This is a genomic window from Ktedonosporobacter rubrisoli (assembly GCF_004208415.1).
GTDB classification, from domain to species: domain Bacteria; phylum Chloroflexota; class Ktedonobacteria; order Ktedonobacterales; family Ktedonobacteraceae; genus Ktedonosporobacter; species Ktedonosporobacter rubrisoli.
The window spans coordinates 3604797-3626205 of the sequence record NZ_CP035758.1 but is presented as its reverse complement, the minus strand read 5'-3'; the positions used below and the strand labels follow the sequence as shown (position 1 = coordinate 3626205).

At 48.1% G+C, this 21409-nt stretch carries 21 protein-coding genes; 3 read left to right on the top strand and 18 right to left on the bottom strand.

Annotation, left to right across the window (positions count from 1 at the left end; all coding sequences use genetic code 11):
- Positions 1-133 precede the first annotated feature (133 nt).
- The 4 genes from EPA93_RS16150 to EPA93_RS16135 all read right to left on the bottom strand — a co-directional run bounded on the left by EPA93_RS16150 (position 134) and on the right by EPA93_RS16135 (position 4318).
- The gene (locus tag EPA93_RS16150; RefSeq protein ID WP_129888498.1) at positions 134-949 is read right to left on the bottom strand and encodes an endonuclease/exonuclease/phosphatase family protein; all 816 of its coding nucleotides are present in this window, start codon (positions 947-949) and stop codon (positions 134-136) included.
- Positions 950-1017: 68 nt separating this feature from the next.
- Positions 1018-1839, bottom strand: coding sequence for a carbohydrate ABC transporter permease (locus EPA93_RS16145; RefSeq protein ID WP_129888497.1), 822 nt, complete (start codon positions 1837-1839; stop codon positions 1018-1020).
- A gap of 44 nt (positions 1840-1883) precedes the next feature.
- The gene (locus EPA93_RS16140) at positions 1884-2822 is read right to left on the bottom strand and encodes a carbohydrate ABC transporter permease (protein WP_129888496.1); all 939 of its coding nucleotides are present in this window, start codon (positions 2820-2822) and stop codon (positions 1884-1886) included.
- A 101-nt stretch (positions 2823-2923) separates the two neighbouring features.
- Positions 2924-4318, bottom strand: a complete 1395-nt coding sequence (locus EPA93_RS16135; RefSeq protein WP_129888495.1) for an extracellular solute-binding protein — start codon at positions 4316-4318, stop codon at positions 2924-2926.
- A gap of 390 nt (positions 4319-4708) precedes the next feature.
- Here EPA93_RS16135 and EPA93_RS16130 point away from each other — a divergent pair, with 390 nt between their 5' ends.
- Positions 4709-5008: a hypothetical protein gene (locus tag EPA93_RS16130; RefSeq protein ID WP_129888494.1), complete on the top strand. Its 300-nt coding sequence runs from the start codon at positions 4709-4711 to the stop codon at positions 5006-5008.
- 294 nt (positions 5009-5302) lie between these two features.
- Here EPA93_RS16130 and EPA93_RS16125 read toward each other — a convergent pair whose 3' ends face one another.
- The 11 genes from EPA93_RS16125 to EPA93_RS16080 all read right to left on the bottom strand — a co-directional run bounded on the left by EPA93_RS16125 (position 5303) and on the right by EPA93_RS16080 (position 16388).
- Entirely contained in the window at positions 5303-5629 is a 327-nt protein-coding gene (locus EPA93_RS16125) for a transcriptional regulator (protein ID WP_129888493.1), read from the bottom strand.
- Positions 5630-5641: 12 nt separating this feature from the next.
- Positions 5642-6298, bottom strand: coding sequence for a hypothetical protein (locus EPA93_RS16120; protein WP_129888492.1), 657 nt, complete (start codon positions 6296-6298; stop codon positions 5642-5644).
- 321 nt (positions 6299-6619) lie between these two features.
- The gene (locus tag EPA93_RS16115; protein ID WP_129888491.1) at positions 6620-7183 is read right to left on the bottom strand and encodes a DNA-3-methyladenine glycosylase; all 564 of its coding nucleotides are present in this window, start codon (positions 7181-7183) and stop codon (positions 6620-6622) included.
- Positions 7184-7786: 603 nt separating this feature from the next.
- A complete protein-coding gene (locus tag EPA93_RS16105; protein WP_129888489.1) occupies positions 7787-9193 on the bottom strand; it encodes an MBOAT family O-acyltransferase in 1407 nt (468 codons plus the stop codon).
- A 10-nt stretch (positions 9194-9203) separates the two neighbouring features.
- Entirely contained in the window at positions 9204-9809 is a 606-nt protein-coding gene (locus tag EPA93_RS16100) for a GDSL-type esterase/lipase family protein (RefSeq protein WP_129888488.1), read from the bottom strand.
- A gap of 149 nt (positions 9810-9958) precedes the next feature.
- Complete coding sequence (locus EPA93_RS16095; RefSeq protein ID WP_129888487.1) at positions 9959-11695, bottom strand: HAMP domain-containing sensor histidine kinase; 1737 nt, start codon at positions 11693-11695, stop codon at positions 9959-9961.
- Entirely contained in the window at positions 11692-12366 is a 675-nt protein-coding gene (locus tag EPA93_RS16090; protein WP_129888486.1) for a response regulator transcription factor, read from the bottom strand. Before EPA93_RS16090 ends, EPA93_RS16095 begins: the two co-directional genes overlap by 4 nt.
- Before the next feature lie 174 nt (positions 12367-12540).
- Positions 12541-12675: a hypothetical protein gene (locus tag EPA93_RS50390; RefSeq protein WP_277988903.1), complete on the bottom strand. Its 135-nt coding sequence runs from the start codon at positions 12673-12675 to the stop codon at positions 12541-12543.
- Positions 12676-12905: 230 nt separating this feature from the next.
- The gene (locus EPA93_RS48425; protein WP_165423166.1) at positions 12906-13079 is read right to left on the bottom strand and encodes a DUF4158 domain-containing protein; all 174 of its coding nucleotides are present in this window, start codon (positions 13077-13079) and stop codon (positions 12906-12908) included.
- 546 nt (positions 13080-13625) lie between these two features.
- Positions 13626-15389, bottom strand: coding sequence for a peptide ABC transporter substrate-binding protein (locus tag EPA93_RS16085; RefSeq protein WP_129888485.1), 1764 nt, complete (start codon positions 15387-15389; stop codon positions 13626-13628).
- 639 nt (positions 15390-16028) lie between these two features.
- On the bottom strand, positions 16029-16388 hold the full coding sequence (locus EPA93_RS16080; protein WP_129888484.1) for an SPW repeat protein: 360 nt from the start codon (positions 16386-16388) through the stop codon (positions 16029-16031).
- A 511-nt stretch (positions 16389-16899) separates the two neighbouring features.
- Between EPA93_RS16080 and EPA93_RS50385 the strand changes: the two genes are divergently transcribed.
- The gene (locus EPA93_RS50385; protein WP_277988902.1) at positions 16900-17022 is read left to right on the top strand and encodes a hypothetical protein; all 123 of its coding nucleotides are present in this window, start codon (positions 16900-16902) and stop codon (positions 17020-17022) included.
- Between the two features lie 10 nt (positions 17023-17032).
- Here the strand turns inward: EPA93_RS50385 and EPA93_RS16075 are convergent, their stop codons facing one another.
- Positions 17033-17512: a cupin domain-containing protein gene (locus EPA93_RS16075; RefSeq protein ID WP_207229568.1), complete on the bottom strand. Its 480-nt coding sequence runs from the start codon at positions 17510-17512 to the stop codon at positions 17033-17035.
- Positions 17513-17845: 333 nt separating this feature from the next.
- On the opposite strand from EPA93_RS16075, the gene EPA93_RS16070 reads away from it, so the two are divergent.
- Positions 17846-18805 (top strand): nitrilase-related carbon-nitrogen hydrolase, encoded by a 960-nt coding sequence (locus EPA93_RS16070; RefSeq protein ID WP_277988901.1) that lies wholly within the window; start codon positions 17846-17848, stop codon positions 18803-18805.
- A gap of 91 nt (positions 18806-18896) precedes the next feature.
- Here the strand turns inward: EPA93_RS16070 and EPA93_RS16065 are convergent, their stop codons facing one another.
- On the bottom strand, positions 18897-20366 hold the full coding sequence (locus EPA93_RS16065) for an MDR family MFS transporter (RefSeq protein WP_129888482.1): 1470 nt from the start codon (positions 20364-20366) through the stop codon (positions 18897-18899).
- Positions 20367-20417: 51 nt separating this feature from the next.
- Entirely contained in the window at positions 20418-21344 is a 927-nt protein-coding gene (locus EPA93_RS16060; RefSeq protein WP_129888481.1) for an LLM class flavin-dependent oxidoreductase, read from the bottom strand.
- Between the last annotated feature and the right edge of the window lie 65 nt (positions 21345-21409).

The following is a 21409-nucleotide window of genomic DNA, read 5'->3' as shown; positions in this document are numbered from 1 at the left end:
GCGGCCTTCCTTATATAATTGGGCAGGCTTGCGAATTATGGATGGATCGTAGGCCGCTCATCTTACCAGGCTACCTGATCAGTGGAGTTTGAACTGAAGAGTGCCTGTGGCATCGGCAAAAGAGGCAGATGCTTTAGCCTCTGGGTCTCACAATAAAATCAGTTATAAGGGGGTAGTGGTCACTAGGATAGAGAGGCAATCGAGCATCGTGAATAATGGTGCATGAAGATGGGGTAAATATGTTCTTTCGATCGCGCTGCAAGATCCAATCAATGCGCATCGTGTTCTTCTCCACAAGATCCCCGGTAACAGGTGTAATTCGCCCAAAGTCATGAAATGTATTGGAGTGTTTATTGTCAGCAGATTGATACGTATCCACGAAGCCTCCTTCTAAGAAAAGACTGTAGGGAGGTGAAGCTGGCTCACAGTTAAAATCTCCTGTAAGGATGACAGGTTCCTGTTCATGGCAAAGTAAAGGTAAACGTTGTAAGATCAATCTGGCTCCTTCTACGCGTGCTTGTTCACTTGCATGATCTAGATGGGTATTGATATGGAGCAGTTTAATGTTGGCATCTAGCAGATGAAAGCTTTCCCAGTGAGCCACGCGTACGCATCCTGCGTTCCAACTACTGCTATATTCTTCTGGCGTCTCACTAAGCCAGAAACCTCCTTGAGCAAGCATGGTCAGGCGCGAAGGCTTCCAGAAAATGGCATTGTATTCATGTGGCTCCTCGTTAAACGCTCGTGGTCCCAGCGCATACGCATACTCAGTGAGGCGCTTCTGATAGACTTCGAGATTGCCGTGTTGCAACTCTTGAAAGCCAATCAAGTCAGGAGTATGACGCAAAATAGTCTCGACGTTAAGTCCCGCACGTTGTTCCCATCTATTCACGCCATCATCGTGATAAGCTCCACGGATATTAAAAGTCATTACGCGTAAAGTCGACATGTAAACCTCCTCTTTAGAGGTATAGCATAATTGCTAAATTGGAATTGGTCCAGAAAAAAGAAAGCTCATTAGCCTTTAAGTCCTCCGCTCATACCCTTCACAAAGAAGCGCGATACAAGCGTATAGAGGATTACGCAGGGAAGGGCATAGAGTATTGCATAAGCAGTGAGCTGGCCGTAGTCTACCTCACCATAGGAGCCAAAAAAGTTATAGATATGAATTGAAGCGGGAAATAAATCCTGACTTTGCAGGATGATGAGCGGGATAAAGAAATTAGCCCAGGCGCCGATAAAACTCCAGACTCCCACAACGGCAACTCCAGGAGCAGCCAGCGGCAACATGATATGCCTGAATGAAGCCAGCATAGAGGCACCATCGATCCAGGCTGCCTCTTCCAATTCTATCGGCACCCCATCAAGAAAGTTCTTCATCAACCAGATACTAAACGGCAAGGAACTGGCAGTAAAGAAGAGAACGCAGCCCTGCATAGTATCTGTCAATCTGAGCGTATTGTACATTGCATAGAGGGGTGTGACTAGCGCCAGCACTGGAAGCGCACTTGCAAAGAGTATGCAGTACATCACATATGCTTTCAAGCGAAATTGGCGACGCGAAAGTGGATAAGCGGCAAGACCAGAGAGGATAATTACCAGGAACATAGTGCTTATAGATAGGATAAAACTATTCATAAAAGGTCTGGCTACCAATCCATCGCCGATAATGGTAATGAAATTGGTAAGCGCAGGATGTGTAGGAAATTGGACCTCCAGGGTAGCATGAGGCGTAATGCTAGCCAGCACGAGCCAGATCATGGGCATCAGGAAAAAGAGGCCAAGCAGTGTTAACACTATATAGATCAAGGTAGAGCCAGAGGCACGACGGATAACCATAAATATCTCCTCAATTGAAATGAAAATAGCAGAACAGGAACTTGCTATAGCTCAATGCGTAAAATACGGATATAGAGCAAGGCTAGCATGGCCCCGACGACGATGATCAGGAGCGCAATTGCACTGCCATAACCTATCTGAAAGAACTGAAAAGCCTGCTGATACTGGTAGATAGCCAGCAGCTGGGTGTGTGGATCGTTGCCACCAGTCAGCACAAATACTAGTGAGAAATCAGAGAGTGTGGAGAGCGTAATGAGGAGTAAGTCAGTTGCTATTGCACCCTTAATCAGAGGCAGCGTCACATAATAGAGACGTGTTGCCATACCAGCGCCATCGATAGAGGCAGCTTCTAATAGCTCGGCTGGGATGCCTTCTAAAGCTGAGGCATAGAGCAACATAGAGAAGGCTGTACCTCGCCAGATGTGCGCGATAACAATCATAACCAGAGGATATTCCTGCAGCCAGGCATGTTTTGGCAGATGGAGTGAGGCCATAAGCATATTGAGGAGCCCGGGAGCTAGAATGCTATGTGGTCCTCCGGCTAGATAGGCACTCCAGATAAAGCCAGCCACGACATCAGGAATAACCCAGGCGAAGATGATGATGGCTCCCAGAACACTCTTGTAGATGCGATTGCGCTGGCGCATCAGCAGAGCAAGCAAGAGGCCCAATAAGGCCTGTCCCAACAGGGCGGAGAAGGCTAGATAGAGCAAAGAGACGCTGAGCGCATTGAAGAAACCAGAATCGTGAAGAATATGGATAAAGTTTTGCAGCCCAACCCATTGCACAGTGCCAACGCCGGTAAGCGCCATATTGGTAAAGGAGACATAAAGGGCCCAGAGAGCAGGGCCGAGCAAGAAAATAGCTATGATCAGGAACGCGGGAGCCATAAAGAGCAGGCTCACACGTGGTTTTCCACGCTGGTGTCTCCTGGGGATGGCTGAAATTGCTGCGCTATCCTCCGCCCTCATCTTTATTTGCATGTATATGCCTCTTTCCAGGGAGAAAAGCAGGGACACACTGTCCGCCTTGAGTGCTGGGACTTGTGAACAGCGTGCCCCATTGAATTGCTGAAAGATAGGTCTTATGACTTCTGTTCGACGTTATCCGGGCCGGCAATAGCCGTAGCTGCCTGAGAGAAGGCATTCATGGCATCTGTAGGCGATTGCCCTTGCATTACCTGTTGCATAGCCTTGCCGATCTCCTGAGAGATTTTTGGATAAGCCGGGAAGCCAGGACGAAAATGAGTATATTCCAGCAGGCTTGTAGAGAAGGCAGACATAGGGATGTTTTTATAGGACGGGTTATCCACCGAATCCTTGCGTGGAGAGGTTCCACCGATCAGGACTGTATGTTTGGTCAATAAATCCTTGCCATGGGCAAGTTTGAGCCACTCGAAAGCCAGATCTTTGTTAGGGGAATGGGCCCCAATGGCATAGGACCAGCCGCCTGAAAGCGTGACGTATTTGGGGTCCTGACCAAACTCAGTGGGCATTTTTGCCGTACCCATGACATCTTTCCATTCTGGCCAGGGAGTCGTCCCTTTTGGCTGCCAGTTTCTGGCGATCCAGCAGCCATCGATATCTATGCCCAATTTGCTTTCAGGAATCAGCTGTTGAGGTACAACATTATTAGCGTTGGGCATCAACTCGATATCATTGGTAGGGCCGAGGAGGTCGGCAGGGTTGTAAACAGTTTTGACGAAGTTGAGGGCATCTTTAAATCCCGGACTTGAGACTACCCATTTCTTCGTCGAATAGTTGTAAAGAGGGTTATTTGTGCCATAAAGCAACATCTCGAAGCCTTGCATCGATGCAGCCTCACCAAGCGGGACACCGGAATAGAGGTTCATTGGGATCACATCGGGCTCTTTGGCTTTGATCGCGCGAGCTGCCGAGATAATATCGGCCCAGTTATTGGGCTGCCAGGTAGAAGGCAGATTAGCCTTCTGAAAAATATTTTTGTTATACCAGATGCACCGCACGTCTGTACTCGTCATAATGGCATAATTATGATCATTGAACGTCGTCATTTGCTGCATGCTGGGTGTCCATTGCTGCTTATATTCTGGCCAGGAATTGAGGTAGTTGTCTAGAGGAAGCAGATAGCCGGCATTTACATCCGAACTAATCAGGAAAGAATCTTCATGGACGATATCTGGAGGATTGCTAGAGCGCATCATCAAAGCCAACTTGGTATAGTAGCCAGTTTCGTCAGCAATAATCGGAAGCAGCTTGACCTTTACTGAGGGATGAGCGGCTTCGAATTGCTTGTTAACCTCATCAAGCCATTGCTGCTCATAGTATGGCGGCGGTCCATATTGGCCGTAGGCGATGGTTATAGTGGTGCCACTATTACTTGTAGCATTTGTGCTGCCGCCACATGCTTGTAGCGCTCCAGTAAGAATAAATAATACTGCACAGGTAACTATGGAAATCAGGCGAGAACTACGAAAGAAGGGCTGTCTCTTGTTGGGCATACGTATCACCTTCCTGTTCTAAATCTCAAGGTAGGCAACTAATAAGTCTCTGGAGCGACAAAGGAGATAAAAGAATGTAAATAGCTTGCTACTCTATAAGTATATATCTTCGCTATCATAATGTAAATATTCCGGCGCCTTCCTGCAGAGATTTTATAAGGCCATTACACCATGCTTAACTAAAAGGGTCAGATAGTGCTTTCTTTTAGCGTGCTGCTATGAATTGGGCTGAAAATTCCATAACATGGAACTTAGGCAGGAGATTGGGCTGATATCAGTAAAATGCCGATTCTTTCGTCTACAATGCTGCAACTATGAGAGCGATATATCGTATAAGTCATGTAAGCGATATATCGCTTATTCGTCACTAGAGAAAGGAGATGAATAACAATGTTTGGCAGACGTTTTGCACGAGCGTTCTTTGGTGGTGGTCCGTGGGGTCCTCCTCCCTGGTGGTATGGTCCTGGTGGCGGCCAATGGGAGCAAGGCCGAGGCTGGTTCGCTCCTGAACAGCAGGCTTTGCGCAGCACAGCGGCGGAAGTGGCGCGGCTCTTTATGATCGCTAGCCGAAGCGCTGCTGGTAATCCTGAACGTCAGGCGCAGCTGCGTGACTTTTTGGAGCGCTCCCGCAAGGATCTAACTGATATGATCTATGGAGCAGGTAAGAGTAGCGGGACGGGCGAAGCCTGAGTGGCCAAGTAGCTGCGATGGTAGGTGGGTGGCTACATACTTTGGTGGAAGACCAACGGAGGAGATTGGAGATTGGGATTGAGGTGAGAGGCGGGCAGATCAGTATTATCTGCTCGCCTCGTGGTCTGAACTGACGCTCTATCCTGCTATCCTGGATTTCTGACGGTGATCTAGCGCGTTATGTTTGCAAACAACTGGCCAGCGCTCTGCCTGGTTGAGTTTGTAAGGTTTCCCTGATACCGCTTTCTGCTCCGATGTATTTGCTCAAGGCAGAGTAGACCAGATAGCAAGCAGTCACTCTATAGGCCTCCATGTTTTGGTGGTGTGGCGGAGCTCAGCAAGCTTTTGCCAGTGCTGCTCGATAGCTGAGTGCCCCAGATCGCTTATGCTTACATGCGTATTTGGATTCTTGCCAATAAATTCTTTTTTGACAGAGAGGAGACCAGCCTCCTCCAGCTTACTGATATGGCCTGACAAGTTGCCCTTGCTGAGGCCAGTGAGGCGCTGAAGGTAGAGGAAGTCGGCACTCTCACAAACTGAGAGCGCCGTCATGATTGCCAAACGAGCGGGCTCATGGATGAGACGGCTAAGCCCCACTATTTCCTCGAAGATGTACGTCATGTCAATGCTCCCTTATTCCCGTATCTCAGCCTGGCGCTGAAATGTACCGGTAAGCAAGCAATGATTATAGAGACCTGCAATAATAAAGATTGCCCCAATGATTATATTAGCGATGGTGATAGTCGCACCAGCACGTAAAAAGGCAGGCGGTTCAAAGGTACAGAACAAGTAAGCGACGAGCGGCCAGGTAGGGACATAGCCATAACCTTCCTTGATGTATTCATGAAGTCCGAGCGTGAGACAGAGCAATCCCAGGGCAATAGTGAGAGTGAGCTTCAAAAGGAACATAGAGGCGTAGTGTGGATCAAAAACAGGAGCTTCCTTAATCGCAAGCAACTCAACTAAGGCTGTCAGTATAACAAAAGCCGTCCAAAGCCCGAAGAGTTTATTTTTCGTCGCTGCTTCGATGGATCTCCCTTTTCTTAATCCTGGATTATCTACAGTGCCAAGAGTTTTTCTGTAGTAGTTAGCAATAAGTAGATGCGCACTGCCGGCCAGAAAAAAGCCACCGAATAGCATCGCCAGGGGGAGTACTATATCTGGGGATGTCCAACAGAGCGCGAAAGCAGCTCCTAGTAGATAGTAGATGCCCCATGGAACTATAGTTAATCCCTGGAGTAAATGGAAGTGAGAAGTTACATAGCGAATGCGTACAAGATTAACCATCATGAATCCTTTCTTCTTAGAAGATGGTTTTCCTATGAAGCGCCTTTAATACTGTGCAAAGGATATCCTTTCCTTTGCATTTGTATGGTACATCTAGAGTATAAAGTACTAACTCGTTCTTGTTAAGGACTGGTTTGTTGCGCAAACCAGATGGCTGTACCATTACTTTAATGTTCATGAAACTGGGTATTTGACTTCAGCGTGAGACAGAATAAGGCCCCTTTGGCACAAGCGTCTATCCGGAAAGTTGAGATGTTGGAAGAGCACTCTTCTTTCTAGATTGGCAAAGAACACGCAAATAGCAGAGGGGCCTTGGGACAAAGCTTATCTGGAAACGTACGGATTCCCTTTGAGCGTAAACCGTAGTTCCCAGTCTGTGGCCTTCGTAATGCCTCTTCGGCGACTGATCTCTATCTCTCGTTCTTGTTCCTCCAACGGCTCCCACACTTGGAGGGAAGACGTGGGCGCAACGAGATCGATTCCATACATGGTCATATCGATAGCCATGGCCTGGCACAATTTGCCAGGACCATTGCTCAGGTTGATCAATTCAAGGTCATTTTTCCTACGGAGCTGGCGCATGGCCTCAATTCCTGCCAGAGGCTCCACAGCACGGATTAACACACACCCTGGCGAGCCAAGAGGTTCAGCGACAAAATTGAGACAATGATGTCCGTGGAGCTGATAGACATAGGCATGCCCAGGCTCCCCATACAAGACCTGCGTGCGTTTAGTGCGACCAAAGCTTGCGTGAGCTGCCGGATCGTGTTCACCGAGATAAGCTTCTGTTTCCACGATTCGGGCTACCAAAAGTCCATCAGCCGTGACGCGTACTAACGTTTTGCCCAGAGCTTCTTGGGCAACCGTGCTTGCCTTACGGGAAAAAATGCCCGAGACAGAAGCAACGCGTCTTTTATCTGTACCATGTTCTTCTAACGCGTCCCATCTTTGTTTTTGACGGCAATCGCTCTATGAGGGCAAGCCGCCTAAACGTATTCTAGCTCATCCGAATCTCTCTGCCAATGTAGAAACGTCAAACGAGTCATCTTTGTCTCTTCCCAGGCTCGTACCAGTCGGCATTGACAGTTGGGCAATGGCTGCGCGGTCGATCAGTACCTAGATGGTTCGCACGTTTCGAGAGAAATACCTTGCAGCCGGGGGGTAATGCGGGCGTGGTGTTGCGTCGTTTCCGCTGAGCGATGGCCAAGCCAGGCTTGCAACTCAGTGGAGACATGAATCCAAAAGCTGCGAAACGGAAACTGATCTGAAAAATATGACTCCATTTTCGTTTCATAGCTGCCATCTAACACTCTCCCGACATGAAAAGTGGGCCATTGTTCCAAATATCGCCGTTCCTCTTTGGAATACGTTTTTGCCGGAAAGGTGAGATATAATAGTAATATGGTAAATATAAATACAAGCGGTAGAATAGACACGATATTCCTGAAAACTGAAAGTTTTTTGATCTTCACTCGCATATCGGCCTCCAGGCTAAAACCGAAAATAGATAAATGGGTTAAAGGTCGAACCAACCAGATACGCCGTTGAAAAAAACATAAGCACGCAATAATAGACAACTACGCCTGTCTTATAACTGGCACGATAAACTTTGTTCCTCAAGGACAGCCCTAGAATTTTTGGCCAGGGCGTGGCAGCGATGACACAGATAAACAGGAGGAGGGAATACGCTTCAAGCTTTGCGATTGTTTGGGCATTGATGAACACCGCACCGCCCAGGCCAAACATGGTGCCCAGAAAGCGCAGCGCATCCCCCAGATTGGGAAAGTCAAAAAACACCCATCCGATCACCACGCACAGCAGCAAGTATATATGTCGGACAGCCTGCGGCCATCGTTTAAGCTGTTTCTCTAAAAACACTTTTTCTAGCATGATCAACACGCCGAAATACAGCCCCCAGAAGACAAAATTCCAGCTTGCCCCATGCCACAGTCCTGTGAGGAACCAGACAACGAACAGGTTCAGGATCGTTCTTCGTGTCCCGGCGCGGTTCCCACCAAGAGGAATGTAGACGTAATCCCTGAACCAGGATCCCAGGGAGATATGCCATCTGCGCCAGAACTCCGAGACGCTTTGCGAAATATAGGGGTAGCGGAAGTTTTCCTTGAAACGGAAGCCAAGCATTTTTCCCAGGCCAATCGCCATGTCCGAATACCCGCTGAAATCGAAATAAATCTGCAAGGTAAAGGCAACAATGCCGATCCACGCCATGAGGACTGAAAGCTCTGCACCGGGCAGAGCTTTGACTTCTGACCAGAGCAGGCCGATAGTGTTGGCAAGTAGCACTTTTTTCGCCAAACCACACAGGAAGCGGTTCATCCCAGAATGAAACTTCTGGAAGGTTATGCTCCTGTCGGTCAGCTGCGCTTCGATGTCTGCATACTTCACAATCGGCCCGGCTACCAACTGCGGAAACATCGAAATATAGAGGGCGAAGAGAACCAGGCTTTTCTGCGGCCTGATTTTCCCCCTATAGACGTCAATCACATAAGACAGAATGTGAAACGTGTAAAACGAAATGCCCAGGGGGAGCGCTGGAGCAGCGGCAAGCAAGTGCACGCCGCTCAGTGCTTCAACAGTCTTGATGAGCATGCCAGCATATTTAAAATAAGCCAGGCAGCCCACATTGAACAGCAGGCTGAAGATGAAGAAAAGTGTTCGGCCTCTTGCGGTAGCCGCTTTCCCCAAAAGAATTCCCAGAAAGTAATTTACGATAATGGAAGCGCACATCAGCAATATATAGACGGGCTCTCCCCAGGCGTAAAAAATCAGACTCACGACAAGCAGAACAATATTCCTCAAGCGCTTTCCCAACGTGTAATACAAAATTAGCGTGATCGGCAAAAAAGCGAATGTGAAAAACAAACTGCTGAAAACCATATGCCCTCCGCTACAATGATTTTGATAGTTCCTCCAGCCACAATGGATAAAATTCTTTCTTGAAATGGATGCCATCTTCAGCAAATAAATCTGGGTGTTTCTTTGCCACTGCGCCTATGTCCACATAATTAACCGACAACTTATCAGCCAGCTCTTGTAAGAGCTTGTTGTAGTCATCTATATTTTTATAGCGTGGCTCTTCTTTTAATGCCTCCTGTGTGACAGGAGTTATGGATTCAAGGTAGATTTTTGTATTGGGCACTTCTTCCTTTATCTTGTTAATCAGCTTTGTCATATCATGTTCGAAGAGCACCTTGGGGTCACCCTTTGGCCAGAGCATGTCGTCTGAGCCCAGCATAATAAAAACGTGATCCGGTTTCTTTGCGGCCAAACCTCCAATTTCATCATACGTAAAGCCGGCCGTGGCTCCCGCCCCGGCTATGACACATTCCTTGGGCAGAATTTCATTTTTGGTAAAGCCTTCGGTAATAGAATCTCCGAGAAAGACGCTGTTCTTGAACTGCGCGGTCACGTCTTTCTCGCTGGTCTCATTCCCGCAGGCAGCGATACCTAGAATACACATACTCACTAGAAAACACATTACTAGTTTTTTCATATACGCCTCTCTTTTCTTTCGTTGATAGGCGGATATTACAACTGAAAGGTGCAGATGAGGTGCAGATGAGATAAAGTTCAGATACAATTTTTTCAATTACAAAAACAGCTGTGAAGCCCCTTTCACAGCTGTTTTTGCTTATCAGATTCTTAGGGCTGGAGCGGGAGGGCAAAGAAAAAGCTGACACCATCCTCAGTATTTTCCACGCCATAATCAGCATGGTGAAGCTCCAATATAGCCTTGGAGATGGAAAGGCCCAGACCCGTACTTGATTTGGATGTCCGTGACTCAACAATATAGAACTGGTCCCATATCTTTTTCCTATCTTCCTCCGCTATTGGACTGCCTTGATTTTCTACGCTGATTTCTGCCGTATCTCCTTTGCGTTGTACCTCGATGGAAATTGTATGTCCATTCTCTGTATGCCGGATGGCATTCGTAAGAAAATTCGTCATAACGCGGATAATGAGCCCCCTATGCCCAATAACCATGTAAGGAGAAAACCTTTGCGTGAGCGTTACATTTTTCTCCTTGATTTGCCCCGCCAGTGAAGCGCATACTTCCTCGATCGCCAGGTCTATTTCAAAAGGCGCTATTTCGGGCTTATAGGTGCCGGAGGCAAACTTGGCCAGATCCAGCATATTGACAACCAGCGCGTCCATCCGCTGTATTTCGTCCTCAATGGCCTGAAAATAATGGTCCCGTTTTTCAGAGGCAATCCCATCTTTCAGGATAGAGAGGCAGCTTTTCAAAACGGCAAGCGGCGTTTTCAGCTCATGAGAAACCCCCGCAATAAACTCCTTTCGCGTCGTTTCCAGTCTTTTCTCGTTATCGAGTTCTTGCTTAAGCTGTCCGATATAGGTCTCCATCTGGCTGGAAAGGTAGTTAATATTTCGGGATAGCTCTCCGATTTCATCCTTGGAGCGAACCGGCAGTTTTTCGGTAAAATCCATCTTTGCTATTTTCCCTGTGATCCGGTTTATGGAAATCAGCGGTTTCGCCAGGTGCCTGGAGAAAATAAAGGCCAAGAGCATAACGCACAGAACGGCAAAGCCTAAAAAGTAAGGATAAAACTGCCAGGTGACAGATATCGCTTCATCGACCGGCTGAAGAGCGGTCATGGCAAAAACATATTCCACTACCCCATTTTCAACAACTGGCTCAATGATGATCTTATAGTTCGCTAAATTTTCCTTTGTGCTGAGTTCTTTCGTATACTGAGGGGGTTTGGCGTTATCAGCTAGTAGGCCGACCTGAAATTGTTTCACCTGTTCTAGAAAAAAGCTGTCATTGTAAGGAAAGGGTATATTCTCCGTCCTGTCCGGAAAGGCAGTTTTTGTGATCGTTCCTGCTAACAAGCCTGTTGCCAGGTGACGGTAAGCTGGATCGGCATGCGGGCCATTCACCTTGAATGCAATGTCGGGATTCGTTACTGAGATTCCTGGTTCATCACCCTGTATCAAATAAGGTATACTCTCATCCGCGATATTTACCGTATCAACAAGTACCTTTTCACCAACTTTCAAAGCAGAAAAATCCCAGATATTTCCTTTAAACGAGTACAATGGTATCCTTATAGTATCTTGAGATCCGTTAGTCAATTTTAATTCGAGATAGAAATTTCCCACGTCCTTAATACAGCCATATTTATCCAGCTTGGTAATCCAGACATTGTTTTTTCTGTAAAAATCATATGACGCAGCTTCAGATCCCTCTTTCGCAGCAGTTGTCATATATTCTTTCATGTACGTTTTAAGCGCGTTCGACTTTTCATCAATATAGTATTTCTCAAAAAGATAATTTTGAGCTACTCCTATGAATAAAAGCAGGGTTGAGAACACGAAAGCTATCAGCACAAACCATTTAAAAACAATACTTGTTCTCATAGCTGATCCTCTTCGAATTTATAGCCGGAACGGATAACCGTCACAATATATTTGCCCCTGGCACCCAGCTTAGCGCGCAGGTTTCTGATATGGCTGTTGATTGTCTTTTCATCGCCATAAAAATCATAACCCCATATTTTAGCAATTAACTGTTCTCTGGTGATAACTAGTCCCTTGTTTTGCATCAAGTACGCAAGAATTTCGAACTCGGTATGGGTCAGAGAAATCGTATTGCCGTCCACGGAGACAAGCCTCGATCCCAGATGAACAACGATTCCAGATGAAGAAATCAGCATGCCATCCACAGAGCTCGGATGTATTTTTAGAAAGCGTTTCACTTTCGCCGTTAAAACTCGCGGATTGTACGGTTTAACCAGATAATCATCAGCCCCCAGCTCATATCCCAGAAGCGAATCGTCCTCGTCTGCACGCGCTGTCAATATGATTATAGGGATACTGGAATTTTTCCGTATTCTCCGACAAACTGACCAGCCGTCAAGCTTCGGCAGAACAATGTCGAGTATGATTAAGTCAACTGAATTTGACTGAAACAGCTCCAGGGCGATCTCTCCGTCAGGAGCCTCTAATACCTCAAAACCTTCGTTGAGGAGATAATCTACAACCACTTCACGTAAAATGTCTTCATCTTCGATAACTAGTATTTTTTTCATCCGGGACCTCCAGTCAAGCCATCTATGTTCTTCGACTCATCTTTCATAGTTGTTCCTTTCCCTGCCTCTCGCATGCGAGCTGACTCATGGGGAGAATAGATCCCCTGTAAATTGCAAGTAGGGAGCTATCCATCGTTGGAACAGAAGCTGGAATAGCAAAATAATCTAAAAGAACTATGCTTTTCCCAACAACATATACGCCTGGTGATTCACACGTGTTTCTGGCTGCCCCTGTACGGGCTCGGGATGATGCTCCAGGACATAGCATTGCCAGGATCGAAGAAGCACGGCACGGGAAGCTCGTTGCATGGCGGCACTGGATCTCCCCTCAAAGAGGACCGTGATGCGCTCCTCACTCCACCTGGCGCGGGTGGAGTGCCAGCGGAGGAAGCGAAAGTGTTCCGGTTGGAGGCGAAATCCTGATAGCCATACTCGGCCATGATTTCGTGGACATGATCACGTCGCATTTCGCCTTCGCGATAGCGGTAGAGAATGCTCAGATCAGCAATATTAGGGCTGAGAAGCCAGCGTTAGGACGACTATGTGAGGAACATCGGCTGGATCGGAAAGGAATGTTCCCAAGAACCTAACGTTGCAAAGCTGGGGGCGAAGCCAAGGCGCGAATAGGCATGATGCCGCAGTTCCAACAAGGCACGATTGCGATCATCGAGATGAAAATACAGAGCCAGTTGCTCTAGCGATGGCTCTCCCATGACTTTTGCTAAAATACCTGAGCAGACATCATCTGTAAAGATCCGAGCAAAAAAATCAGTACCAATGTCTGCTAATACCAGCCAAAAGGTACTTTCTGCTGAAAAGGCATATAAACTTCCTTTTACTTATATCTCGTCGACTGGAAAACACAAGATTGTTAGCAGCTTCTTGATAACATTTGCCAAATTTGGCATTGCGAAGAGCCTGCTTGAAAAGAGGTTGAGATTTTGCCTGGCATCGTAGCCGTTGCTTCTATACTAGACCTGCGCGAGGAAACTACAATCGCCAAACCTTCTTCTATGTTGAATATGCAACATAGGCTAAGATGTGTTGAGCGATGAGAAGCAGAAGCTATAGAGTCCTGAGCTGCTTTGAGGAGAAGATGTAGTTTGATAGAGAGAAGTTGGAGAATGAATAGTAATAATTAAGAGAGTAAAAGCTGGCTTATGGGTATGAGAGGAGGGAGTTGAGAGAAGCATCAGTATGACAAAGGTTGCACGCTCTCTGATTTATAGAGAGCGTGCAATTGTCTGAGCGAAGTCGGATTATTGATAGATGGACGTATTGGCGCAGGTAGGATCTGTGGAGATATAGACTTTACTCCAGCTATCCGGTGCCACCAGACCAAGGTCGTTGTCCTCAAAACCGGCGACGCAAGGCTTGCGAACTTTAGGGGCTGCTACCTGATATTCCGGTATTACTACCGCATCATTAACCAGCTCTTGTTCGATCTTCATATACTGCTGCATGCGATCGGTTGGATTCGTATTGGCATCAGCCTGGATCATCTCTTGCTGTAAAGCTTGCTGCTGAGCTGCATCCTTAGCTTGATTCTGGCCAAAATTTACATTGTTATTAGCCGAACCTTTGCCAAACTGCAGCGTGAGCCAGTCCTGGGGATCGGGATAGTCGGCTACCCAGCCGAGCATCCAGAGCATCAGGCCCTGGGGATTATTTGTAGCATTCGAAATATCCCCATAGAGCTTATTTAGATCGACAGATTCGGGCTTAACTGTAACGCCGAGCACATCATGCCACATCTGTTGAACTACAGCTATCTCATTATCCATCTCCGCCTGGAATGAAGAAGCATAGGTTAGCCTGATGGTAGGCAGAGTTTGTAGCGTCATGCCTTCTTCCTGCAAGCCTTCCTGGAAGAGTTTTTTGGCCAGAGCAGGATCTCCAGCCGTGCCCTTCACCCCTGCAGGGCCAGTCAGGTTGGGGTTATAGCCGGGCATCCCTTCAGGAACTATATGGTTAGTGGCGATGTAGACTCCGCGATGTACCTTTTGCGCGATCAAGTCCTTGTTAAGAGCCAGAGCGAAGGCCTGGCGAATCTTAGTATTGTCGAAGGGCTTGACCAGATAATTCATAGCATACCAGTTGATCCATAACTGTGGTACCAGGTGGAACTGGTTGTTAGGCATCGCCTTGGCTTCACTGATATCAGGGGTTGGCACACCAGTGCTGCTGATGCCACCAGTCTTGTAAGTCTTAAAGGCAGTATCGACGGTGGCAAAGAATGCGAGGATCAGCTTGTGTAATTGGGGATGAGGGCCGTAGTAATTGGGATTGGGGGCGAACTCGATATCCTTACCGTGCTGCCATTTGGTGACTTCCCAGGGGCCGGCGCCGCCGCCCTCATTGAGATGCTCAACCCATTGCGTATCCCCGTACTTGTCGATCAGGCTCTTTTCTACTACATAGGAGGTAGAATAGGCCAGAGCATCAAGAAAATAAGCTGCCTTCTGATTGGTTTTAATGACAACTGTCTGGGGGTCTGGAGCCAGCAAGCTATCATTGATCAGTGAAGGGATTTTTCCGCTAAAGCGCTTATCGGAGTCTTTAACCAGGGCTAGATAGGTAGGAGATACTGTCGACTTGAGCGATGGCTTAAGGGATCGATCAATGCTATAGATAACGTCCTGCGAAGTGAGTGGAGTGCCATCGCTAAATTTGAGATTGGGTTTTAACTTAAAGGTCCAGGTCATCCCATCGGAGCTTACCGAATGGGATGCGGCTAGCTGATCAGTTATTTGCAATTTGTCGTCGAATTGCACCAGACCGGTGAAGACCGCCTGGATAGCGTAGTTGGAGCCCGCATCTGTGGAGAGTGCCGGATCAAAGGTTTTGATATCGGTATGGCCTCCCTGGGCTGTGACATAGATCTGTTTGCTATCCGGCGCCTTGGATGTAGCAGTTGTCGCAGGCGTAGCGCCATTGCTTGAGCCACAGGAGGCAAGCACTAACATAAGCAAACAAGATAATGACGAAAAGAAACTTATGGCAAATCTTTTGCCAGGTTGCATGGATAGTCTCCTCTTTCTTGGCTCTGAGTCTGGCACTGACGCAAGAGCCAGATATGTGGTAACAGAAACAACATCTTCGTTGCCCATAGTTTTGTCGACCACTTAGTCCCCATCTGGAAAGAATTACGATTGTGACTGCCTAAACTGAGGCAGACCATAAAAAGTGTAATATCCTTATAAAGTACGTTATATGTCCAGTAAATCTCTCATAATAGGATTGAGATGTCATCTGTCTAGAAAGCTTGTTATGATCTGCTGCAAGCCTTTACCAAACAGAGGTAATGAGGCTGTCCGCTCTATGCGATCTATTCGATTTCGAATCTTGCCCTTTATATAATTCGGTCAAACGTATAATATTTTCATCTTACAATAATGTAGCAATGAAGAAGTAAGAGTTGGTCAATCTGGGGATGCTCAAGCCAGATACCAGGTAGCTATAGCGGAAGTGAGAGAGGTAGTAGAGGGGAAGGTGGAGTATCAGTGAATTGGTAGGGCTAATTTAGCTTTGGATTGCTGAAGCAAGAGTCGCATGAAAAGAAAAAACAAGGACGATGCTAGGCTCGGAAGGTGCGCGTGATAGGGCTGATGTGGGGGCAAAACCCGCTTGTCTCCACATCAGACCTGGAAGAGCTATGTAACTTATGCAGTTGCACCCACGCGTGGGCTGCGTGTTTCGAGCTGCGTCCAGCCATTCACAATAACGAACAAAATGCCAATAATCCAGGCCGTCCAAGCCGCAGCGCTCAGCGTTGCGAAGCCCAGGACCCAGGGCGAGATGAACAGCCATACACCGAGAATGAGTGAGATCCAGCGCAGGGGCATCGCTGCATTAATAAAAGCAAGAGCTAGTAGCGCAAGGATGACTCCAACAATTCCAACAATCCAGGCATCCCAGGAACTTGTTCCGTACATCGCGGTGCCAAAGATCCACGGCGAAATGAAAAGAAGTACTCCCAACACAAGGGAGACCCAATCTTGCCAACGTGTCCATGCCTTCATGGTCACAACCTCCTTAGATTCTCTGTCGGGCAGAGATAATAAAGAAGCATTTTGGCGGGCACTATCCAGGCCTTCGGTAGATGCTCGTACTGTGCTTTCCTTAAATGACTTGTCTGAGTACTCAGTACATAATGAATAACAATGAAGCAGGATACTCTATTCCAAGATATGAGCTCTTTGGCAAAATAAGTAGTAACTTCCAGGTTCGAGGCAGGAGTGTGAGTTGCGAAGCTTGCGCTATAGCCAGCAGGGACATTTGTCAGCGTTAATACAGCTGCGCGAGTAATCGATCCCTTTCTTGCAGCACTAGTGGGAGTATTTCCTTTTCTAGTAGGTTTGTGATACGCCCTTTGGGGCTACCGATAGAGAGCGCGCCATAGATGTAATCCTGCCTCACCTTTTGTGAAGTAAGGAAAAGCAGTTGCTTGATTTGGAGCTTCGCCAGCGGTATCCATGAAACTGGCTCATACGCAGTTTCGCTGATTCTGAGAAATGATGAGCGAGAAGGCGCATGAAAACAAGGTTGCTTGAGCAGATCTTCTCGCCTCTCATTTGCCTGCTGGTACTTTTTCTCAGTGAAGTTGCGTATGAGCTACCAGGCGAAATGATTGGCAATGATGCCGATACCCATTGAGTGAAAAGAATTAAAGAGGTATCCCCACCGCCGCGTTCTCTTCGGGAGTGGCGTTCCAGTAGCCGTATTTGTCGGAGACAGCCAGGAAGGTTGCGATCACGTCAGGAGTCGGCGGTTGAGGCGAATTGGTTACCGGTCTGCCAATTTCCAGAAAGAAGCGTGCCATTTTGGGGGTGGTAATGATGAGCGCCGCCACAGGTTCGTCGGAGACGTTGCGCCAAGCATGGGGTGCGTTGCCTGGAATGTGAACATAATCGCCGGCTTTCCCCGTGAACCACTCGTAGCCCTCGGAACCTTGCCTGAGTCCCTGTACTTCGCCGGAAACTACGAAGAAGTCCTCCGTGTCGGCGTGACTGTGAAGCGGAATCACAACGCCGGGAGGGATCAAACCTTTTAATGTACAGAAATCACTGCCTTCAGCATCCGGGGATGTCAGGACCTCTATCGTTGGGCCCAGGACATCAACGCGAATGCCAGTAGTCGGGTTCAATTCAGTGTTCAAGTGTTTCTTCTCCTCTTTCAAGTTTATTTGACGCCTTTGGCTTCTTGCAGGGAACATACGAGCATCTTGCGATTCTGCGCTGCTCCAGAATAGCCTACTTCAGGCAGACCATCTAGGAAAATCTTGCGGTTTTTCTAGTTGAAAGAGTTCGAGAATACGGATAGCAGAATCGACGCTATGTACAAGGCTCTGCTCAGTTTTGTTCATGGCTGCACCTTGTCATTGACACCTATGTCAGCGTGTGTTACGCTTATTCTGCCACTAGAGATACTATTATTTCCATTATTGATACTTCTTCTTTCGAGGAAGAAAGGAGTTGTTGTGACTCAGGATGTAGTAACTGTTCGTGCTGCAGTAGTGCAAGCTGCCCCTGTATCTTTTGATCGTGAGCGTACCCTGGAAAAAGTACGAACCCTGACGATGCAAGCTGCAGAGCAGGGAGCGCAACTTGTTGTATTTCCAGAAGCTTTTATCTCCGCCTATCCCCGTGGCACTGCCTTTGGAGCCGTAGTTGGCTCACGTACGCCTGAAGGGCGCGATGAGTATGTTCGCTACTGGAATAGCTCAGTTGATGTGCCAGGTCCAGCCGTAGATATGCTTGCCGATATTGCGGGCCGGGCCCATGTCTATTTAGTAATTGGAGTAATCGAGCGTGGAGGCTCTACGCTGTATTGTACAGTGCTTTTCTTCGCTCCCGATGGTTCCTATCTGGAAAAGCATCGCAAGCTCATGCCCACGGCTGCCGAGCGCCTGGTCTGGGGCTTTGGGGATGGCTCGACCTTGCCAGTTTTTGAGACTCCCTTGGGACGGCTAGGGGCGGTTATCTGCTGGGAAAATTATATGCCCTTAATGCGTATGGCCATGTATTCTAAGGGCATTCAGCTTTACTGCGCCCCAACGGCTGACATGCGCGATAGCTGGGTTGCCTCCATGCAACATATCGCAATGGAGGGACGTTGCTTTGTGCTGGCCTGTAACCAATTCACGCGCCGTTCCGATTATCCTGCCGATTATAGCCTTGCCAACGATGATCCTGAGAAGGTATTATCGCGTGGAGGAAGCTGTATTATCAGTCCCCTGGGCCAATTCCTGGCCGGGCCAGATTTTACGGGCGAATGCATCCTGACTGCTGATCTGGATATGTCAGATATCAGGCGCGGCAAATATGATTTTGACGTGGTTGGTCACTATGCACGTCCCGATGTTTTCCGCCTGCTAGTCAACGAGACGTCACAGCCACCTGTTATGCCAGCTTCGGCTGATTGGAAGGCGCCTTCTTGATAGTCATAGCCTCATAGCCCTGCCGTACAAATAGGAGGCAATTCAGATGCAAGGATAGAGTTGCCTCCTAGATGCTAGTCAAGATTAAAAGCTATTGCGCATGGTGAGCCGGTACAGCATCATCTTTCTTAGATGAGGAGGGCCGGCGTTTATGTAGAAACATAGCTGCAAGCAGAGCTAGAATGCTTGAGATTGCAAGCAGGAAGAACGCATCATGCATAGCCATAAGCGAAGCCTGCTTGTACAGGAGAGCGGCTGAAAGATCGGCTTGCTTCTGATCTTGCAGGTGAGCTTGTGTCTGTGTCTGCACTAATGTGGATAATAGCGCCAGGCCAAGTGAGCCACCTATCGAACGGATAACGGTTGAGAGCGTCGAACCGTTAGCAATTGATGATGTCTCGCGTAGGTCAGCCATCGCTGCTACACCGATAGGCTGCATAACGAGATTTAAGCCAAAGGCAAGCAGCATAAGAATAAGCGCATAGAGCCAGTAAGGTGTTGTAAGTGTGCTTGTGGCGAGAAGCCAGAGGCTGGCAACTGTTAGCACAAGGCCGGGAGCAACGATAGGGCGCGCGTCGCCGAGACGATCTACAAGCTTACCACCAAGGGTCATGCCGAGCATCGCCGCTAATACCTGGGGAATGAGCACCATGCTGGTTTGAAAGGCGCTCAGTCCGCGCAGAGCTTGCAGATAGATTGGTACAAGAAAGGCGATACCGAATAAGCAGGGAAAAATACAGATCCCCGCTATACTACCAGCCGTGTAGGAGCGATTAGCAAGCAGACGTAAATCGAGCAATGGCGTACCTCCGCGCCTGGCAATGGCTAGCTCGATAATGATAAAGGCGAGCAGCAGCAATAGCCCGCCTGATAGAGGGATGAGCACTATAGGTGAGCTCCAGCCAGCTGTGCTAGCTTCTGATGAAGCATAGAGAACTGCTGTCAAGCCAGCGGCGGAGCACACGAACCCCGGCAAATCAAAGCGAATGGTGGTCGGGACATGGGTCTCGTGAAGCAGGACAAGTGCCAGGATGATAGCCAGAATACCGATAGGCACGTTGATGAAAAAGATTATCTGCCAGGTAGCGAAAGTCACGAGGTATCCACCAACAATAGGACCAAGAGCTGGGCCAAGTAACATGGGAACACCTATTGCTGCCATTGCTACGCCGCGCTCCTCAAGAGGAAACTCGCGAAAGAGAATCGTCATAATCAGTGGCCAGAGGATAGCGGCCCCGAGAGCCTGGAACACGCGAAAGAGAATCAATATGGGCAAGCTCCAGGCCAAGCCGCAGAGGGCTGAGCCTAGAGTAAATGCCGCCAGAGCGAGAATAAAGGTGCGTTTACTACCTAGCATCTGCACAAGAAAGGGCATAGTGGGCGCTAAAGCACCTTGAGTGAGTATATAAGCGCTAACGACCCACTGAACACTATGTAGATCTGCTGCAAAGACGCTTTGCAAGCGTGGAATAGCGATGTTGACAATGGTTTGATCCAGGAAGCTCATAAAAGCGCCAAGGATGAGCACAATAGCAACCAGCCATTTATAGGATAATTTCATATAGACATAACTTTCTGTATAGCGAGTCGATGTATCGATTGGACAATAGAGTCAACAATAAAGCTTGTTTAAAGTTGGCAGCACTTCGTGAGTGAGTAGCTCTAACGTTGTGAGATCACGAGGGAGGCCTCCGGGCATAAACATGAAGTAATCGAAGCCAAGCTCGACATAGGCTTGCAGCTGTTCTACGATTTGGGCCGGCTTTCCTACAAGTCCGGGGCCGAAAGGGCTTGTATGCGTATCTTTTAGCATTTTTAGCCTGGCTTCAGTTGTGGCGCAAGAACAATTGAGCAGTATAGTGCGGCGCAACGTCTTTGGATCGCGCCCTACCGCCTCACAGGCGGCATCTAAGGCCTGTATGTGGGTTCTGGCTTCCTCTGGAGTGATCATTCCTGTATTCCACCAGTCGGCGTAGCGAGCTGCTAGACGCAGCATACGAGGCTGAAAAGCCGCGATGAGCACAGGCGGAAGCGGCTCAGGATGAGGCAGGCAAGAAGCCTCAGTAATCTGATGGTATGTGCCGGAAAAGCTCACCCTATCCTCGCGCCATAGAGAAGTGATGATCTGTAATTGTTCCTCCAATGCATTCACACGTTGGCCGGCTGTTGGAAGAGAGAAATCATAGGCCAGCGCCTCATCCTCGGCAGAGCCGGCGCCAAGGCCGAGGATGAACTGACCTTGACTCATGTGCTGCAAAGTTGCAGCCATCTTTGCCAACAAGGCTGGATTGCGAAAGAGCTGGCAGAGCACCAGATGGCCGTAGCGCAATTGAGGGTATGAGGCAGCAAGGTAGGTGAGCATTGTCCAACTCTCAAAGATCGGTGTGCTAGCAAACTGTAGATGATCAGGCAGCCATACCGAATCAAAGTGTCCTGTTACCATTTCAATTGCTGCCCGAATGCTGTTGAAAAACAGCGGGTGTGAAAGATCTGTTGCGTTAGCGGAGGGGAGCGTTAAACCGAATTGAATGTGCCTCATATATCATTTCCTCTTTTCTAAAGCTGGAATAGTCCGGATTATGCGGGCTATTTGTTTTGTTAGTG

Excerpts from the sequence above, each read along its gene's own strand:
- EPA93_RS16150 (WP_129888498.1), bottom strand. The coding sequence starts at position 949 with ATGTCGACTTTACGCGTAATGACTTTTAATATCCGTGGAGCTTATCAC.
- EPA93_RS16145 (WP_129888497.1), bottom strand. The coding sequence starts at position 1,839 with ATGGTTATCCGTCGTGCCTCTGGCTCTACCTTGATCTATATAGTGTTA.
- EPA93_RS16140 (WP_129888496.1), bottom strand. The coding sequence starts at position 2,822 with ATGCAAATAAAGATGAGGGCGGAGGATAGCGCAGCAATTTCAGCCATC.
- EPA93_RS16135 (WP_129888495.1), bottom strand. The coding sequence starts at position 4,318 with ATGCCCAACAAGAGACAGCCCTTCTTTCGTAGTTCTCGCCTGATTTCC.
- EPA93_RS16130 (WP_129888494.1), top strand. The coding sequence starts at position 4,709 with ATGTTTGGCAGACGTTTTGCACGAGCGTTCTTTGGTGGTGGTCCGTGG.
- EPA93_RS16125 (WP_129888493.1), bottom strand. The coding sequence starts at position 5,629 with ATGACGTACATCTTCGAGGAAATAGTGGGGCTTAGCCGTCTCATCCAT.
- EPA93_RS16120 (WP_129888492.1), bottom strand. The coding sequence starts at position 6,298 with ATGATGGTTAATCTTGTACGCATTCGCTATGTAACTTCTCACTTCCAT.
- EPA93_RS16105 (WP_129888489.1), bottom strand. The coding sequence starts at position 9,193 with ATGGTTTTCAGCAGTTTGTTTTTCACATTCGCTTTTTTGCCGATCACG.
- EPA93_RS16100 (WP_129888488.1), bottom strand. The coding sequence starts at position 9,809 with ATGAAAAAACTAGTAATGTGTTTTCTAGTGAGTATGTGTATTCTAGGT.
- EPA93_RS16095 (WP_129888487.1), bottom strand. The coding sequence starts at position 11,695 with ATGAGAACAAGTATTGTTTTTAAATGGTTTGTGCTGATAGCTTTCGTG.
- EPA93_RS16090 (WP_129888486.1), bottom strand. The coding sequence starts at position 12,366 with ATGAAAAAAATACTAGTTATCGAAGATGAAGACATTTTACGTGAAGTG.
- EPA93_RS50390 (WP_277988903.1), bottom strand. The coding sequence starts at position 12,675 with ATGCAACGAGCTTCCCGTGCCGTGCTTCTTCGATCCTGGCAATGCTAT.
- EPA93_RS48425 (WP_165423166.1), bottom strand. The coding sequence starts at position 13,079 with ATGGGAGAGCCATCGCTAGAGCAACTGGCTCTGTATTTTCATCTCGAT.
- EPA93_RS16085 (WP_129888485.1), bottom strand. The coding sequence starts at position 15,389 with ATGCAACCTGGCAAAAGATTTGCCATAAGTTTCTTTTCGTCATTATCT.
- EPA93_RS16080 (WP_129888484.1), bottom strand. The coding sequence starts at position 16,388 with ATGAAGGCATGGACACGTTGGCAAGATTGGGTCTCCCTTGTGTTGGGA.
- EPA93_RS50385 (WP_277988902.1), top strand. The coding sequence starts at position 16,900 with ATGAAAACAAGGTTGCTTGAGCAGATCTTCTCGCCTCTCATTTGCCTG.
- EPA93_RS16065 (WP_129888482.1), bottom strand. The coding sequence starts at position 20,366 with ATGAAATTATCCTATAAATGGCTGGTTGCTATTGTGCTCATCCTTGGC.
- EPA93_RS16060 (WP_129888481.1), bottom strand. The coding sequence starts at position 21,344 with ATGAGGCACATTCAATTCGGTTTAACGCTCCCCTCCGCTAACGCAACA.